The organism is Rothia sp. HMSC069C03 (assembly GCF_001811075.1).
In the GTDB taxonomy this organism is placed as follows: domain Bacteria; phylum Actinomycetota; class Actinomycetes; order Actinomycetales; family Micrococcaceae; genus Rothia; species Rothia mucilaginosa.
Genome location: NZ_KZ627135.1, coordinates 19,561 through 33,623, shown reverse-complemented (window position 1 = coordinate 33,623; position 14,063 = coordinate 19,561). Strand labels below are relative to the sequence as shown.

Genomic DNA, 14,063 nt, shown 5'->3' with positions numbered 1-14,063 from the left:
TGACGGGTGCCCCTGCGTAGGCGCGGAGGAAATATGCGGCAGTCCCTTTTCTGATGCGTTTAGCTCTGCTGCGCCAGGTAGTTCAACAGCGTGGCGGTCAGCTCCGGGTCATGCGCCAGCGCCGTGCCGTTCAGGTGAGTCACCGGCGCAATCAGACGCACCGACGAGGCCAGCCACACGCCGTCCGACTCAAACAAATCCTGCGGGTAGAGCGGACCGAAGCCCAGCTCCCAACCGGCCTGGCGTGCCGCCTCGAACACCGCACCCTGCGTGGTACCGGGAAGGATGCCGTGGCTCGGCTCGGGCGTGTACAGCACCTTCTTGCCGTCCTCAATCTTGGCAACCAGCACTGAAGAAGTAGCACCCTCCAGCACGCGACGCTCATCGGTGATGAAGATAGCGTCGTCCGCGCCGCGCTCCTGCACGTACCGCAGAACCGCCATGTTCACCGCGTAGGAGAGGGTCTTCGCGCCCGCCAGCAGCCACGGGTAGGCGCTATTATCCATCGGCTCGTGGCCGCGCGGCAGCAGCATCGCCTTCACGCCCTCGGTGCGACGCTTCACGATGGAGGCGGGCACCGGCGACGCCATAATCAGCGTGTACGGGCCCGGCTGCATGGAGGTCACGGACTGGGTGGGGCCGCGCGAAATAATGATTTTCACGATGTGCTCTTCGCCCAGCGCAGTCTCGGCACCGGCGGTCGCCTCACGCATGAGGCGCTCCACCGCCGAACGCAGAATCTCGGGTTCCGGGTCGGGCAAATCCAGCATGCGCGCCGACGACTCGAGGCGGGACAGGTGCATGCCGAGCTTACGCACGCGACGGTTGACGGACAGCATGGTCTCAAAGACGCCGTCGCCGCGGGTGAAGCCCTGATCATCAACGCTGATGAGGGGCACGGACGGGTCGACGAAGATGCCCTGCGGGTTCTGCTCGTTCAGAAGAATTACGGTACTAGACATAGTTTTATTGTACGTTCGCAGCCGAACCGTAGGCAGGAGGTGCGTGTACCTTCCTGTTCAGTAGTAGCGGGTGTAGCCGCATTTTCCGGAAGCGCCCTCAGGGTGTCAGCCCCGGACGCTCTCCGCAGCGAAGCAAGGAGGGGCGGAGCGTCCGGGTGACGGGTGCCCCTGCGTAGGCGCGGAGGAAACATGCGGCACCCCGCCTTCCTGTAGGAACGAGGGCGAATGCCGTCCCTTTGTGCTGTCTATGGTCAAGGACAGGAGGTGCCGTACCTTCCTGAAGCGACATCAGGGTGCCCGAGCTCTGCGAGGGCGGGTGCCCCTGTAGGAGCGAAGGAAGGGTGCGGGCGCCTCCCTAACCACGTCCAGAGCAGAGCAAACTAGCCCCAGAGGAACTGGATCGTACCCGCCGCAATAGATGCACCGTACGCAACAGCGATAATGACGGCGGCAGCAATGCTCACGTGCACATCACGGGGCGAATAGGACGGCACACGAGCCCAGGTGCGTTCGCCTGCGCCGAAGCCGCGCGCCTCCATGGTGATGGCGAGGCGGGAGCCGCGGCGAATAGCCTGCACGAGCAGGGCGAAGCTCTGACCGCCAAAAGTTTGTGCGCGTCCAATGAGGGATTGGCCTGCACCGAGTCCGCGGGCGCGTCGTGCCTGGCCGAGGGCGTTCCATTCGGCGAAGAGAATGCCGACGAGGCGCAGGGCGGCGACGGTGGCGAGCACAAATCGGGAGGGTAGTTTGAAGGTTTGTGCGAGGGAATCGCCCAGGTCGGTCGGGTCGGTGGTGAGTACGAATGCGAGGGTGGGTAGGACCATGGCGAGGGAGCGGATCATCATGGCTGCGCCGACGGCGGCGGAGTCGGTGGTGATGCTGTTGAAGCCGAGGTCGAGGATGGTGGTGCCGCTTTTGGCGCTGAGCATGGCGACGGACCAGCCGGTGGTGATGACGGCGATGAGGATGGGCCAGAAGCGGGCGAGGACGTTGACGGGTCGGAATCCGACGAGGATGAATCCGAGCAGTTCGAGGGCGAAGAGGATTCCGGAGGTGAGGGGGTCGCGCACGATGAGGGCGGCGATGATGAGGGTGAAGGAGACGATGAGTTTTACGCCGGCGTTGAGGTTGCTGAAGTAGCTGGTTCGGTCGATGGTGCCGAAGAAGTCGGTGTTCATGCGTTCTCCTTTCCGGGGGTTGCGGTGGCTTCGAGGGTGATGTGGTTGCCGCCGAGTGCGGCGGTGTAGTCTTCGTCGTGGGTGATGGAGATGATGGCGGTGCCGCCTGCGAGTAGTTCGCGGATGAGGTCGACGAGTTCTGCCCAGGTTCGTGCGTCTTGGCCGAAGGTGGGTTCGTCGAGGATGAGGATTTTGGGTGCGGTGGCGAGTGCAGAGGCGACCGAGAGTCTGCGTTTTTCACCGCCGGAGAGGGTAAAGGGGTTCGCGTCGAGTAGGTGGGTGAGGCGTAGGTGGGTTGCGAGTTCGTTGGTGCGGGCTGCGAGGTTGTCTTCGTTGAGGGGAGCGCGGTTGAGTGCGGCGAGTCGGCGGGGGCCGAGTTCGAGTTCTTCGCGTACGGTTCCGCGGATGAATTGGTATTCGGGTTCTTGGAAGACGTAGCCGATGCGGCTGAGCATTTGGGCGGGGGTCCAGGTGGGGATGTCCCAGTGGGCGTGGTTGCCGCCGTGGTTACCGTCGTAATTACGGAGCGCGTCGGTGGCGGTGAGGGTGCCGTTGGGTGCGGTGAGGAGCCCTGCGAGGGTGAGGGCTAGAGTTGATTTGCCGGCGCCGTTGGGGCCGAGTACGCTGAGGTGTTCACCCGCGTGCAGGGTGAGGTTGATGCCGCTGCGCAGGACAGGCAAATCGGTGGGTGCGGGTGCGGGGGTGTCGCCGAGGCGTTTGATGGTGTGTCGGCGTGCGCGTCGTTGTTTGGGGGTGGGTTGTGCGCGGGTGATGCTGAGGTTTTCGGCGCGCAGTAGCGCTTCGCCGTGCTCGCTATTGCAGTCGTTCTGCGGCGCACGCGGCACGTAGTTGGGTACCCACACGCCCGCGTCGATGAGTTCTTGGCGGGCTTCGGTGAGTACGGTGTCGGGTGCGCCGTCGTGGGTGATGGTGCCGCCTTCGCCGAGCACGATAATGCGGTCCATGTGCGGCGCCCAGATGCTCACGCGGTGTTCTACGACGAGCAGGGTCGCGCCGGTGGCTTGCGCGGCGGTAAGGATGCTGTCGCGTACTTCCCGCACGCCGGAGGGGTCAAGGTTGGCGGTGGGTTCGTCGAGGATCATGGCGCCGGGGTGCATCGAGAGGATGCCCGCCAGGCCGAGGCGCTGCTTCTGACCGCCGGACAGCGCGCTGCTGGGGTGGTCGAGGGGCAGGGGGTTGAGCCCTACGGCGGTGAGGGCTTCGGTGACGCGGCCCCAGATTTCTTCGCGGGGTACGCGCAGGTTTTCGGGGCCGAACGCTACGTCGTTGCCGACGGTTGCCATGACGATGGAGGATTCGGGGTCCTGCTGCATCATGCCTGCGGTGCCGCGTGCTTCGGCGGGTGCTTGCCCGTTGATGGTGATGGTGCCGCCGGCGGATTCGCCGTCGTCATCGTGGAGCACACCGGCGATGGCGTGCAGGAGCGTCGATTTGCCGGCGCCGGAGGTGCCCAGTAGCAGAACTTTTTCACCGGGGTTGATGGTGAGGTTGAGTCCGCTGATGACGGGTTCTGGGCGTCCGGGGTGGTGCCAGCTGAAGTTGTTGAGCTCGATGCGCGCCCCGCGTGGTGTTGCTTCCATGATGGTTCCTTAGCCTTTTGTGTGGCTGCTGTAGTGTGCCGAGTGGTGACTAGTTGCTGGTGGTTAGCGGCGGGTCTTGCCGGATGCCAGCGAGGAGAGCACACCGGTCTTGGCGAGGTTCTGCACGAGAATCCACGCGAGGAAGCCTGCGATGACTGCGCCGGAGATGACGGCGCACGCTACGTAGATGATTGCCTTGACCGGTTCCATATCGGGGTAGTAGATGAAGATTTCGTTAACGCCCATGAACAGGCCGCTGAGCGCACCGGCGAAGATGGCGACGGTTGCGTTCCAGCGGCGGTAGCGGAAGATTGCGAAGGCGATTTCAGCGCCGATGCCCTGGAAGAAACCTGCAATCAGGATTTCGCCGCTCCACGCACCGCCGGTGAAGAGTACGGAGATGAATGCTGCGACGATTTCGCCGAAGAGTGCGGCACCGGGCTTGCGGATGAGCAGGCCGCCGAGGGTACCGCCGAGCAGCCATGCGCCGGCGACGATGGGGCGGAATTCGGGTGCTGCTACGAGTGCGGTCTTGGCGGCGGGGCCGACTGCGATGTCCCAGATCCAGAAGATGACGGCGCAGGCTACTGCGATGACTGCGGCGATGACGATTTCGTTGACTCGCCAGCGCAGGTTCGGCTTCTTCGTTTCTGCCTGGGTAGATGCCTGGGAGGCGGGGGTTGCGTTCTGTGACATTGGTGGTCCTTCCTTCGTTGGAAGGGGAATGTCCTCGCCCTCTGATTGGACGAGGGCATTGAGAAGAAATTCGACTCCCTACGCCGGTACTAACCGGATCAGGTTCGAGGGTCTGCTTAGCACTCTCAGCGCCTCGGTGGCGCTCCCCTGTCGTTTGGGGTTCCTTGTCCGTACCGTTGTGGTGCGGGTGGAAGCCCAGGTTCGATTGTAGGCGTGTCTGGCTGTTCGCGCCAATTTGCCGCTTTTTGTTCCCTTCTTCTGCCCACATTACAGAATTGCACGGTGTACAATTTTGGGACGGAGAGGCTCCAAGGCGGCACGAACGTCTTAAACCCTATACGCTAGGGAGTGGCGCTCTTTTCTCACCCCAACCCCGAAGGGGTTCACGGGCAGGACGCCGCATCGTATACAGCTAAGGAGATACATATGAACCCCGTCGCTAAGCTTGCTATTGCGGGTATCAACATGGGCGCTGTAGCCCTGGTTGGTAAGGGCCTGGGCGCAGCCTGGACCAAGGCTACCGGTAACCAGCCTCCCGCCATTTCCCACGAGTCTGAAGATACCCTGCGTCAGGTCATCCTCTGGACCGTTCTGACCTCCGTCGTGGGTGCTGTGGTGAGCTTCGGTGTTGCTCGCCTGCAGCGTCGTTTCTTCAACTAAGACTTTGCGCTTTCCGCGTGAAAGTTCATGAACTAGGCGGTACGTATCTTCGCTCGGTACGTACCGCCTGGTGTTCCTTCTTCAGCACGCCCGCTCTACTTCAGCCGGTTTCATGCCGCCGCTACGCTGAAGCGCCACCTCGGCACCTGAAAGCACAACTATGACTATTTCTTCTCCCCGCCGTAAGGCGAAGGCTCAGCGTAGGGTCGTTGACCACGCGAACAGCCGCCGTTCGGTCGCGTCCTGGGTCATGTGGGATGTTGGTTCGTCGAGCTTCGACTCGATTATGACGACCTTCATCTTCACCGTGTACCTGACCAGTAGCTACTTCGGCTCCCCCGAAGAGACCTCTTCGGCGCTGTCTTTGGGTCTGACCATCGCCGGTTTCCTCATTGCGATTCTGGCGCCGGTCACCGGTCAGCGTAACGATAAGTCCGGCCGCGGTATCTTCTGGCTCGGCGTGAACACCATACTGCTGGTCGGTTCGATGGCGGCGTGCTTCTTCGTGGGCCCCACCCCGCAGTACTTGTGGCTGGGTGTCGCCCTGATTTCTGCGGCGAGCGTGTTCAGCGAGTTCGCGTACGTGAACTACAACGCCGTGCTGCCGCGTATCTCCCACCCGGAGAATATCGGTAAGATTTCGGGCGCCGGATGGGCTGCCGGGTACATTGGCGGCATCCTGGCGCTGGCTGTGGTGCTGTGGGGTTTTGTGCTTACCCCCGAAGTGCTCGGCCTGACCACCGATAACGCCCTGAATATCCGTGCGGTCGCACTGTTCGCCGCCGCCTGGTGCCTCTTCTTCTGCGTGCCGCTACTGGTGCGTATGCGCACCCGCGAGCGCTTCCTACCGGAGGTGCTGCCCACCCGCGAGCTGCGTTTCCTGGAGCTCGGTATGGAGCGCCTCTCCCCGGCTCGTCAGGGCGGTCTGCTCGCCTCCTACAAGGCGCTGTGGCGCACCATTAAGCGGCTGAAGATGACGTCCCCGCAGACCCTGTGGTTCCTGATTGCTTCGGCGTTGTTCCGTGATGGCCTGTCCGGTATTTTTACGTTCGGCGGTATTCTCGCGGCGGGTACGTTCGGTTTCAGCACTTCCGAGGTGATTCTGTTCGGTATTGCCGGTAGCGCTGTCGCGGCGGCTGGCGCGATCCTGGGCGGCTACCTGGATGACTACCTGGGCCCGAAGGCGATTATTGTTATCTCACTGGTCGCCATTATCTTGGCAGCTACCCCGCTGATGTTTTTCCCTGAACCGGGCGTGTTCTGGGTATGCGCCCTGCTGCTGTGCCTGTTCGTGGGCCCGGCACAGTCGGCGTCCCGCACCTTCCTGGCTCGCCTGGCTGATCCCGGTACTGAGGGTGAGCTGTTCGGCCTGTACTCGACCACCGGTCGTGCGACCAGCTTCCTGGCGCCGATGCTGTTCGGTCTGTGCGTGAGCATCATGGGCGCGCAGATTTGGGGTGTGCTCGGTATTCTGATCGTTGTGGTGGCGGGTCTGCTCCTGCTGTTGCCGGTGAAGGCGCCCGGTCCGCTGCGTATGCGTGCGGCTCGCCGCGAGCAGAAGCGCCGTGACAAGGCTGCCCGTTAAGGTCGCATAGTAAGGTCACGCAGTAAGGCCGTGCAGGGCTAAACACCCCGCACCCCACAAACGCATCCCCGCAGACGCAAAGGGAGGGGCGGGTAGAAGATCATTCTTCTACCCGCCCCTCCCTTGTGCTTAAGCAGTGCCTATCGAGCAGCGCCTACCAAACAGAGCTCAGTAAGCCGCGCCAGAGAGCCGTGTCAGTAAGCCACGTCAGAGAGACCTGGTGGCTAGTCCTCCACCACGTCGTCCTCATCCTCAGAGGAATCCAGCGCAATCTGCTGCTCCTCCTCATCCAGAACCTCATCGCTAGTTATCTGAGCCCAGGTCGCATCATCAATCGCACGAACCCACAGCATCGAACCAGCCGCCAGAGCGCTCAAGTTCTCGTCATACGCCTCCGCAGGCAGACCCTCAAAGATCTCAGCCAAACGCGCAAACAGGTCATCATACGAAATGTCGCCCTCAGCCTGCAGCCAGCACTCAGCCGCAAAATCAGACAGCTCATTCAGCTCAGTGTCGCACAGCAGCAAGAACGGGCCGTCCTCGCCCACACGCACACCCGAAGTACCCGGCATACGAGACACCGCAATCGTACCGTTCAAGAACACACCCGGCAGGTGATCCTTAACCGTGTACTTCTCTAGCTTCTCAACCTCATCAGCATTCGGTAGCTCACCACCATTCAGCAGATCCTGAACCAGCGGCAAAGTATCCTCAACCTCCGAGTACACCAGGCGCCACACGCCACCGCAACGCTCCACCAGCTTAGCCAGCGACACAACACCCTCAGGGTGACGCGCCAGACCCGAGCTCTGCTCACTCAAGAACACCAGAGCCTCATGCAGCGGAACACGCTCAAAATACGGCTCAGAAGCCGACTCATCACGAGAAATGAACACAATACGCGACAGCTTATAGCTGAGGTCATCACGATCAACCACGTTCAGACCCAAATCCACCGGGTTCTGCTGATCCTTCGGCGCATTCGGGTCAACAATCACAGACAACGGCTTCGGATACGGCGACACAACACCCTCATCCGAAATAATCGCAGTCTCATCAGTCAGGTACGCAAACTTCGAACCCAAGAAACGCGACGCAGTCGTCTTACCGCTACCAGAAACACCCACCAGCGCAACAGCGCGCTTCGACTCAGGGTCACCAATAACAGCCGCATGCAGCATCACACCGCGACCAACCAGCTGCTCAATCATCGCCAACGTAATACGGCTCGTCAGATCCTGCATACCCGAATCATCATCAGCCACACGCAGCGTCGAAACCTTATCAAACGAACCCATCAACGGATTCGCCAAATCCATCACCGACTCATCAGTCGGCGCATGAACCAGCATCACCTGATCAAAACGAGACAACGAAGCATACGCCTCATCAGGAGTATCAAAAAACTCCGGAGCAAGAGGCTCCCACGCCTTCTTAAAACGCTCCACAAAAGAGTCCGACATATCAATCAGATACAAAGAAACTTCCGCACCAGCAACACGCAGAACAACAGGCTTCAGATTCATCAAAAAATCCTTAGAGAGTGAGAGATAAAAACCCGCACGCGAGTGAACGCACGAGCACAACAGGCGAAAAAACCGCCCAACGCGGGCGCACAAACACACAGCCTGCACGCCCGCACCCCAAAGCGGGAAAGACTAAGACTCCACAGAACCATCCGCAGGAATCATCGTCTGATGAAAATTCAAATAACTACGCGAAGCAGTCGGGCCACGCTGACCCTGGTAACGGTTACCATACGCACCAGAACCATACGGATGCTCAGTCGGGCTACTCAACCGGAAGAAACACAACTGACCAACCTTAGAACCCGGCCACAACATAATCGGCAAAGTCGCCATATTCGACAACTCAAGCGTCACATGCCCCGAAAAACCAGGATCAATAAAACCAGCCGTAGAGTGAGTCAGAAGACCCAAACGACCCAACGACGACTTACCCTCCAAACGGGCAGCCACATCATCAGGCAGAGTCACCTTCTCATACGTAGAACCCAACACAAACTCGCCCGGATGCAGAATAAACGGCTCATCAGGAGCCACCTCCACCAGGCGCGTCAAATCCTCCTGCGGCTGAGCAGGATCAATATGCGGGTACTTATGGTTATCAAACAGACGGAAGAAACGATCAATCCTCACGTCCACACTTGCAGGCTGAATCATCGACTCATCGAACGGATCAAGAACGATGCGCCCATCAGCAATCTCTTGACGAATATCGCGATCTGAAATAAGCACGCTTAAAGGATACCTGGCAAACACCACCCACGTGCAGGCATCCACCAGCCCCAGCACACAGGCCTACATCACATTTCGACCCCGCACACAAACAGACGCAACACATTTCACCCCCGACAAGCAAGCGCGATACACTGAAAAAGATGCGGCTGTAGCTCAATGGTAGAGCGCACGCTTCCCAAGCCTGATACGCGGGTTCGATTCCCGTCAGCCGCTCCACAAGCCTTCTGCCCTACGGTAGGAGGCTTTTTATTTTGAGTTAGGTTGAGCAGGTCGAGGCGGTATGTTCCTTGCTCCTGCAGGGAACCCGTCCTCGCTTCGCGTCGGACACCCTGATGTCGCGACGGAACATACCGGCCTCTCCCCTACTTCTCTCTCCCCTTCCCTGTGTACGAGGTAGGGAACGTGGCTGCGCGGCAAGGGTGAGAGCCGCGGGCCCTCGGCTTGGGAAGAGTATGCGCGGAGGCGGGGAGGGGAATACTGGGGTTAGGTACCGCAGACAGCTCGCCGGGAATGAATGTTGGGTTCAGGGCATTGCGGTGACTCCGTATGGGAGGTCAGGGCGCCTTCCCGAGGGCTCATCGAGAAAGAGCATGCTGTAGCCCCATGCGAGCGCGCAGCACAGCTATACCTTCCTGAAGCGACATCAGGGTGCCCGAGCTGAAGCGAGGGCGGGTGCCCCTGTAGGAGCGAAGAAAGTGTATAGCGAGCCAAGCGCACACATCAAAAGCGAGCCATCGAACCCGACAGGCTCCCCTACACGAGCGAGGAACGCACCCCGCAAGGCACCTCAAAACGCTTGAAGGATGTTCAACTCACCACACAGTTGTGCTAACCTAACCACAGAAATTCGATGAGAGAATTTCTCAAAAAAACATCTACTCGACGACGAATCGTAGACCCGAATGACCCGCGAAACGCACCCCTACACCACCCCCGCACGCCCCCTCGACCTGAACCTCTACCTCGTCACAGGCGACAACCCCCTCGAAACCGTCCGGGCAGCCAAACACGCCACCTGCATCCAAGTCAGGTCCAAACCCATCAGCGCGCGCGAGCTCTACCAGCTCACCGAAGCTATCGCCGGCATCATCCAGCCGCACCAGACCCTCCTCATCGACGACCGTGTAGACGTCGCCCTCGCGCTGCGCGCCCGCGGCGTGCGCGTTGACGGCGTGCACATCGGTCAAGACGACCTGCCCGTAGCCGACGCCCGAGCCCTCCTCGGCGCCGACGCGATCATCGGCCTGACCACCGGCACCCGGCAGCTCGTCGAAGAGTCCAACAAGATCGCACACCTGATCGACTACATTGGCACCGGGCCGTTCCGCCCCAGCCCCACCAAGCAGTCCAACCGCCCGCCCCTCGGCCTTGATGGGCTCCGCGAACTTGCCGAACTGTCTGCCGTGCCCACCGTAGCTATCGGCGACATCACCCCCGAAGACTGCCCCGCCATCCGCACCACCGGAGTTGCCGGAATCGCCATGGTCCGCGCCTTCGTCGACAACCCCGCGCTGCAGGCATAGCCATGACCATCACCATCATTGGCGGCGGAATCATTGGCCTCACCACCGCGTTTGAGCTCACCGAACGCGGCGAGAACGTGCACCTCATCGACGCCGAAACCAGCGACTACGGCACCGCCGACGACGGCACGGCACTCTATCCCGCTGCCAGCCACTACGCCGGCGGTATGCTCGCGCCCATCGCAGAAGTGCAATTCCAGCAGGACGCGCTCTTCCCTCTCATGACTGCCAGCGCCGACGCCTACCCCTCCCTTATGGAGAGGCTCAGCCGCGCCACCGACCTGCCCACCGGCTACGACACCACCGGCACGCTCATCATCGCAGCCGACCGTGCCGACGCCGAGCACCTGCAACGCACCCGCGCCTACTACCGGGACATGAACCGCCCCGCAGACCCCGTCACCCCCACGCAGGCGCGCACCCTCGAACCACTCCTGGCGCCGCGTATCGCCGGCGCCGTGAGCATCCCCAGCGACCATCAGCTGCACCCGCGGCTCATGAGGCGCGCCCTCAAAGACGCCCTCACCCGCCGCGGCGTCACCTTCAGCACCGAACGGGTCACCGACCCGGATGCAGGCGACATTATCTGCACTGGACTAGGGGCAACACTGCACGAGGACTACCCACTACGCCCCGTCTACGGGGACATTCTGCGTCTGCGCGCCCCGCGGCCCATCCTCAAGCATGTGGTGCGCGGCTATGTGAACTCCCGCCCCGTCTACCTCATCCCCCGCCCGGACGGGGAACTGTGCATCGGCGCAACCAGCCGCGAAGACCACCGCACGCTGCCCGCCATTGACGGCGTACACCAGCTGCTACGTGACGCGATCCGCCTGGTGCCTGCCATTGAAGAGTGCGAGCTTCTGGAGGCAAACGTCGGCGCCCGCCCCGGCACCCCGGACGACCTGCCCATCTTTGGGCACCGCACCCGTACTGACGGCACCCGTCAGCTCGTGTCCACGGGCTACTTCCGCCACGGCATTCTGCTTGCCGCGCTCGCCGGCAAGGTCGGCGCGAAGGTCGCCTGCGGGGCTGAGATTCCGCCCATCATGCAGGCGTGCGACCCTGCACGATTCACCCACTAAACACAGTCCCCGCCGGATGCACCCGGCACCCTCACGAAAGGATTTCGCATGATCATCACCTACAACGGCGAGCCGCTAACCACCAACGCCCCCACCGTATTTGACCTTGTCATGGACCAGTTCGGTACCGAAAATGGCGTGGCTGTGGCGCTCAACCGCAGTATCGTGCCGCGTTCCACGTGGATGGATGTGCCGCTGAACGAGGGCGATAGGGTGGATGCCCTCACCGCCGTTCAGGGCGGCTAATCTTCCAGCCTGTACCGGGGAGATTCCCGCCGGCTCACACCCACCGGCAAAAAGAACAGATATTCTCGGTTTTTGTTCCCTAAACCGGGCGCACCGTAGAGCCCCACACCAACCAGCAAACCCCGTTATCTAGACGTTCCCACAGAGGAGAACACCATGAGCCTCACACCGCTCACCATCGGCGACCGCACCTTCACATCCCGCCTCATCATGGGTTCCGGAGGCGCAACCAGCATGGACCTGCTCGAACAGGCGCTCATCGCCTCCGGCACCGAAATGACGACCGTTGCTATGCGCCGTCACGCCGCAGGCACCCCCATTTTTCCGCTTCTGCAGAAGCTCAATATTGCGCCGCTGCCCAATACCGCAGGGTGCCGCACCGCAGCTGATGCGGTGATGACCGCGATGCTCGCCCGCGAGGCGCTGGGCACTTCCTGGGTGAAGGTCGAGATTATCCATGACGAAGATACCCTGCTGCCGGACACCGTGGAGCTGTTGAACGCTTGCGAGCAGCTGGTCGCTGAGGATTTCACGGTGCTCGCGTACACCTCTGACGACCCGGTGGCTGCCGCTCGCCTGGAGGATGCGGGCGTTGCGGCGGTTATGCCGTTGGGCGCGCCGATTGGTACCGGCCTGGGCATTTTGAACCCGCACAATATTGAGCTGATTGCTTCTCGCGCGCAGGTTCCGGTGGTTCTGGATGCCGGCGTGGGTACCGCCTCCGACGCGGCGCTGGCGATGGAGCTGGGTTGTGATGCGGTGTTGTTGGCGTCGGCGGTGAATCGTGCTGAGGATCCGGTGGCGATGGCTCAGGCGATGAAGTTTGCGGTGCAGGCGGGCGCGTTGGCGCGTGAGGCTGGCCGTATTCCGGTGCGTGAGCACGCGAAGGCGTCGTCGCCGTCGGAGGGTTTTGTCTCGTGGATGTAAACCTTTCCCCTACCCCGGTGAATCCTGAGCATGCGCGCCTGGATCGCGAGCGCACGGACCGTCAGCGTCGCCTGCCTGGCTTTAATCAGGATGCGGTGGCGGCTGCCCGCGTGTTGGTGATTGGTGCTGGTGGTTTGGGTTGTCCGGTGGTGCAGGCATTGGCGGCGGCTGGTGTGGGGTATCTGCATATTGTGGATTCTGATTCGGTGGAGCTGACGAATATTCAGCGTCAGCCGCTTTTTGGTGTGTCTGATGTGGGTGAGCCGAAGGCGGAGGTTGCGGCGCGCCGTGCCTTGGAGCTGTGCCCGTCGTTGACGGTTGAGACAACAATTCGGCATGTGGATGCGTCCTGGATTTTGGATCTTTTCGCCGCGTCGGCACCGGATTGTGTGGTGGATTGTACGGATACGTTTGCGTCGAAGTATCTGATTGCGGATGCTGCGCAGGTTGCGGGTTTGCCGCTGGTGTGGGGCACGGTTTTGCGTTTTGGCGGGTCGGTGAGTCTTTTTGAGCCGGATGGCGCGCATTTGCGTGATATTTTTCCGACGATTCCGCAGACGGTGGAGTCGTGTGCGCTTGCCGGAGTGTTGGGCGCGACGACGGCTGTGGTTGGTTCGCTGATGGCGACGGAGGTGCTCAAGTTCGTGAGTGGTTTGCCGACGGCGGCGGGTACTCTGCTGACGTATGATGCCTTGTCGGGCACGTGTACGTCGTTTGGGGCGGTGCCGGATCCGGCGCGTGTGGTGCCGGTGGATTTGTCGGCGCATGAGGTTCCGCAGGTTCTGCTGGATGTGCGTGAGGGGCACGAGCGTGAGGAGTCGGTGAAGCATGAGGGTGCGATGCATGTGCCGTTGTCGCAGCTGAGTGACGCGGAGGGGTCGTTGTTGCCGGCAACCGACGTGCCCGCGGAGCTGCTGAGCCTGTTTGAGTCGGTGCGCGATCAGCGTGTGGGTGTTTTCTGTGCTTCGGGTGCGCGAGCGCAGCGCTTTGTACAGGCGTACGCGGAGCTGGCGGGCGAGTACGGGGTGCGCCTCACGGCTATCTAAGCGTGTACGAGGCATCGCTACCCATGCGTAGCTATCCCTTCCGGAAGCGACATCAGGGTGTCCGAGCTCTGCGAGGACGGGTCCCCTGTAGGAGCGGAGGAAGGGTATAGCGTGCCAAGTGCCATGACCCGCGGCAACCCCGAGGCGTAGCTATCCCTTCCGGAAGCGACATCAGGGTGCCCGAAGCGAAGCGAGGACGGGTGCCCCTGCAGGAGCGGAGGAAGGGCATAGCGCGCCTAACCCTAAGGAAAGCGGTATCGCCCGTAGTGACATCAGGGTGCCCGAAGCGAAGC

At 61.6% G+C, this 14,063-nt stretch carries 13 protein-coding genes, 1 tRNA gene and 1 riboswitch; of the genes, 8 read left to right on the top strand and 6 right to left on the bottom strand.

Translation table 11 applies throughout. The features are described from left to right. Positions 1-59: 59 nt before the first annotated feature. The 4 genes from HMPREF2779_RS02315 to HMPREF2779_RS02300 form a co-directional block, all read right to left on the bottom strand. Positions 60-962, bottom strand: a complete 903-nt coding sequence (locus HMPREF2779_RS02315) for an aminotransferase class IV (RefSeq protein ID WP_105360724.1) — start codon at positions 960-962, stop codon at positions 60-62. A gap of 380 nt (positions 963-1,342) precedes the next feature. Beyond that, complete coding sequence (locus HMPREF2779_RS02310; RefSeq protein WP_105360723.1) at positions 1,343-2,140, bottom strand: energy-coupling factor transporter transmembrane component T family protein; 798 nt, start codon at positions 2,138-2,140, stop codon at positions 1,343-1,345. Continuing rightward, on the bottom strand, positions 2,137-3,741 hold the full coding sequence (locus HMPREF2779_RS02305) for an ABC transporter ATP-binding protein (protein WP_105360722.1): 1,605 nt from the start codon (positions 3,739-3,741) through the stop codon (positions 2,137-2,139). Before HMPREF2779_RS02305 ends, HMPREF2779_RS02310 begins: the two co-directional genes overlap by 4 nt. Positions 3,742-3,804: 63 nt before the next feature. Next, positions 3,805-4,437 (bottom strand): ECF transporter S component, encoded by a 633-nt coding sequence (locus tag HMPREF2779_RS02300; protein ID WP_105360721.1) that lies wholly within the window; start codon positions 4,435-4,437, stop codon positions 3,805-3,807. A gap of 58 nt (positions 4,438-4,495) precedes the next feature. Then, positions 4,496-4,596, bottom strand: a riboswitch (TPP riboswitch). Between the two features lie 267 nt (positions 4,597-4,863). Here HMPREF2779_RS02300 and HMPREF2779_RS02295 point away from each other — a divergent pair. Both HMPREF2779_RS02295 and HMPREF2779_RS02290 read left to right on the top strand, forming a co-directional pair. Further along, entirely contained in the window at positions 4,864-5,097 is a 234-nt protein-coding gene (locus HMPREF2779_RS02295) for a DUF4235 domain-containing protein (RefSeq protein ID WP_070684634.1), read from the top strand. A gap of 160 nt (positions 5,098-5,257) precedes the next feature. After that, positions 5,258-6,682 carry an MFS transporter gene (locus HMPREF2779_RS02290; RefSeq protein ID WP_105360720.1) on the top strand — a complete coding sequence of 475 codons (1,425 nt, stop codon included), beginning with the start codon at positions 5,258-5,260 and terminating at the stop codon, positions 6,680-6,682. 224 nt (positions 6,683-6,906) lie between these two features. Here HMPREF2779_RS02290 and HMPREF2779_RS02285 read toward each other — a convergent pair whose 3' ends face one another. Next, positions 6,907-8,208, bottom strand: a complete 1,302-nt coding sequence (locus HMPREF2779_RS02285; protein WP_105360719.1) for a septin family protein — start codon at positions 8,206-8,208, stop codon at positions 6,907-6,909. Between the two features lie 132 nt (positions 8,209-8,340). Next, positions 8,341-8,940: a dCTP deaminase gene (dcd, locus tag HMPREF2779_RS02280; RefSeq protein ID WP_005509013.1), complete on the bottom strand. Its 600-nt coding sequence runs from the start codon at positions 8,938-8,940 to the stop codon at positions 8,341-8,343. Between the two features lie 145 nt (positions 8,941-9,085). On the opposite strand from dcd, the gene HMPREF2779_RS02275 reads away from it, so the two are divergent. The 6 genes from HMPREF2779_RS02275 (at position 9,086) to HMPREF2779_RS02250 (ending at position 13,770) form a co-directional block, all read left to right on the top strand. Next, positions 9,086-9,159 (top strand) — tRNA-Gly (locus HMPREF2779_RS02275). Between the two features lie 686 nt (positions 9,160-9,845). Continuing rightward, on the top strand, positions 9,846-10,466 hold the full coding sequence (locus tag HMPREF2779_RS02270) for a thiamine phosphate synthase (RefSeq protein ID WP_070684628.1): 621 nt from the start codon (positions 9,846-9,848) through the stop codon (positions 10,464-10,466). A gap of 2 nt (positions 10,467-10,468) precedes the next feature. Further along, positions 10,469-11,551, top strand: coding sequence for a glycine oxidase ThiO (thiO, locus tag HMPREF2779_RS02265; protein ID WP_105360718.1), 1,083 nt, complete (start codon positions 10,469-10,471; stop codon positions 11,549-11,551). A 48-nt stretch (positions 11,552-11,599) separates the two neighbouring features. Then, positions 11,600-11,797 carry a sulfur carrier protein ThiS gene (thiS, locus tag HMPREF2779_RS02260; protein WP_105360717.1) on the top strand — a complete coding sequence of 66 codons (198 nt, stop codon included), beginning with the start codon at positions 11,600-11,602 and terminating at the stop codon, positions 11,795-11,797. 156 nt (positions 11,798-11,953) lie between these two features. Continuing rightward, the gene (locus HMPREF2779_RS02255; protein WP_005509016.1) at positions 11,954-12,724 is read left to right on the top strand and encodes a thiazole synthase; all 771 of its coding nucleotides are present in this window, start codon (positions 11,954-11,956) and stop codon (positions 12,722-12,724) included. Next, positions 12,715-13,770, top strand: a complete 1,056-nt coding sequence (locus tag HMPREF2779_RS02250) for a ThiF family adenylyltransferase (protein ID WP_105360716.1) — start codon at positions 12,715-12,717, stop codon at positions 13,768-13,770. Before HMPREF2779_RS02255 ends, HMPREF2779_RS02250 begins: the two co-directional genes overlap by 10 nt. The last annotated feature ends 293 nt before the right edge of the window (positions 13,771-14,063 follow it).

Excerpts from the sequence above, each read along its gene's own strand:
- HMPREF2779_RS02305 (WP_105360722.1), bottom strand. The coding sequence starts at position 3,741 with ATGGAAGCAACACCACGCGGGGCGCGCATCGAGCTCAACAACTTCAGC.
- HMPREF2779_RS02315 (WP_105360724.1), bottom strand. The coding sequence starts at position 962 with ATGTCTAGTACCGTAATTCTTCTGAACGAGCAGAACCCGCAGGGCATC.
- HMPREF2779_RS02300 (WP_105360721.1), bottom strand. The coding sequence starts at position 4,437 with ATGTCACAGAACGCAACCCCCGCCTCCCAGGCATCTACCCAGGCAGAA.
- thiO (WP_105360718.1), top strand. The coding sequence starts at position 10,469 with ATGACCATCACCATCATTGGCGGCGGAATCATTGGCCTCACCACCGCG.
- thiS (WP_105360717.1), top strand. The coding sequence starts at position 11,600 with ATGATCATCACCTACAACGGCGAGCCGCTAACCACCAACGCCCCCACC.
- HMPREF2779_RS02255 (WP_005509016.1), top strand. The coding sequence starts at position 11,954 with ATGAGCCTCACACCGCTCACCATCGGCGACCGCACCTTCACATCCCGC.
- HMPREF2779_RS02270 (WP_070684628.1), top strand. The coding sequence starts at position 9,846 with ATGACCCGCGAAACGCACCCCTACACCACCCCCGCACGCCCCCTCGAC.
- HMPREF2779_RS02295 (WP_070684634.1), top strand. The coding sequence starts at position 4,864 with ATGAACCCCGTCGCTAAGCTTGCTATTGCGGGTATCAACATGGGCGCT.
- HMPREF2779_RS02285 (WP_105360719.1), bottom strand. The coding sequence starts at position 8,208 with ATGAATCTGAAGCCTGTTGTTCTGCGTGTTGCTGGTGCGGAAGTTTCT.
- HMPREF2779_RS02310 (WP_105360723.1), bottom strand. The coding sequence starts at position 2,140 with ATGAACACCGACTTCTTCGGCACCATCGACCGAACCAGCTACTTCAGC.
- HMPREF2779_RS02290 (WP_105360720.1), top strand. The coding sequence starts at position 5,258 with ATGACTATTTCTTCTCCCCGCCGTAAGGCGAAGGCTCAGCGTAGGGTC.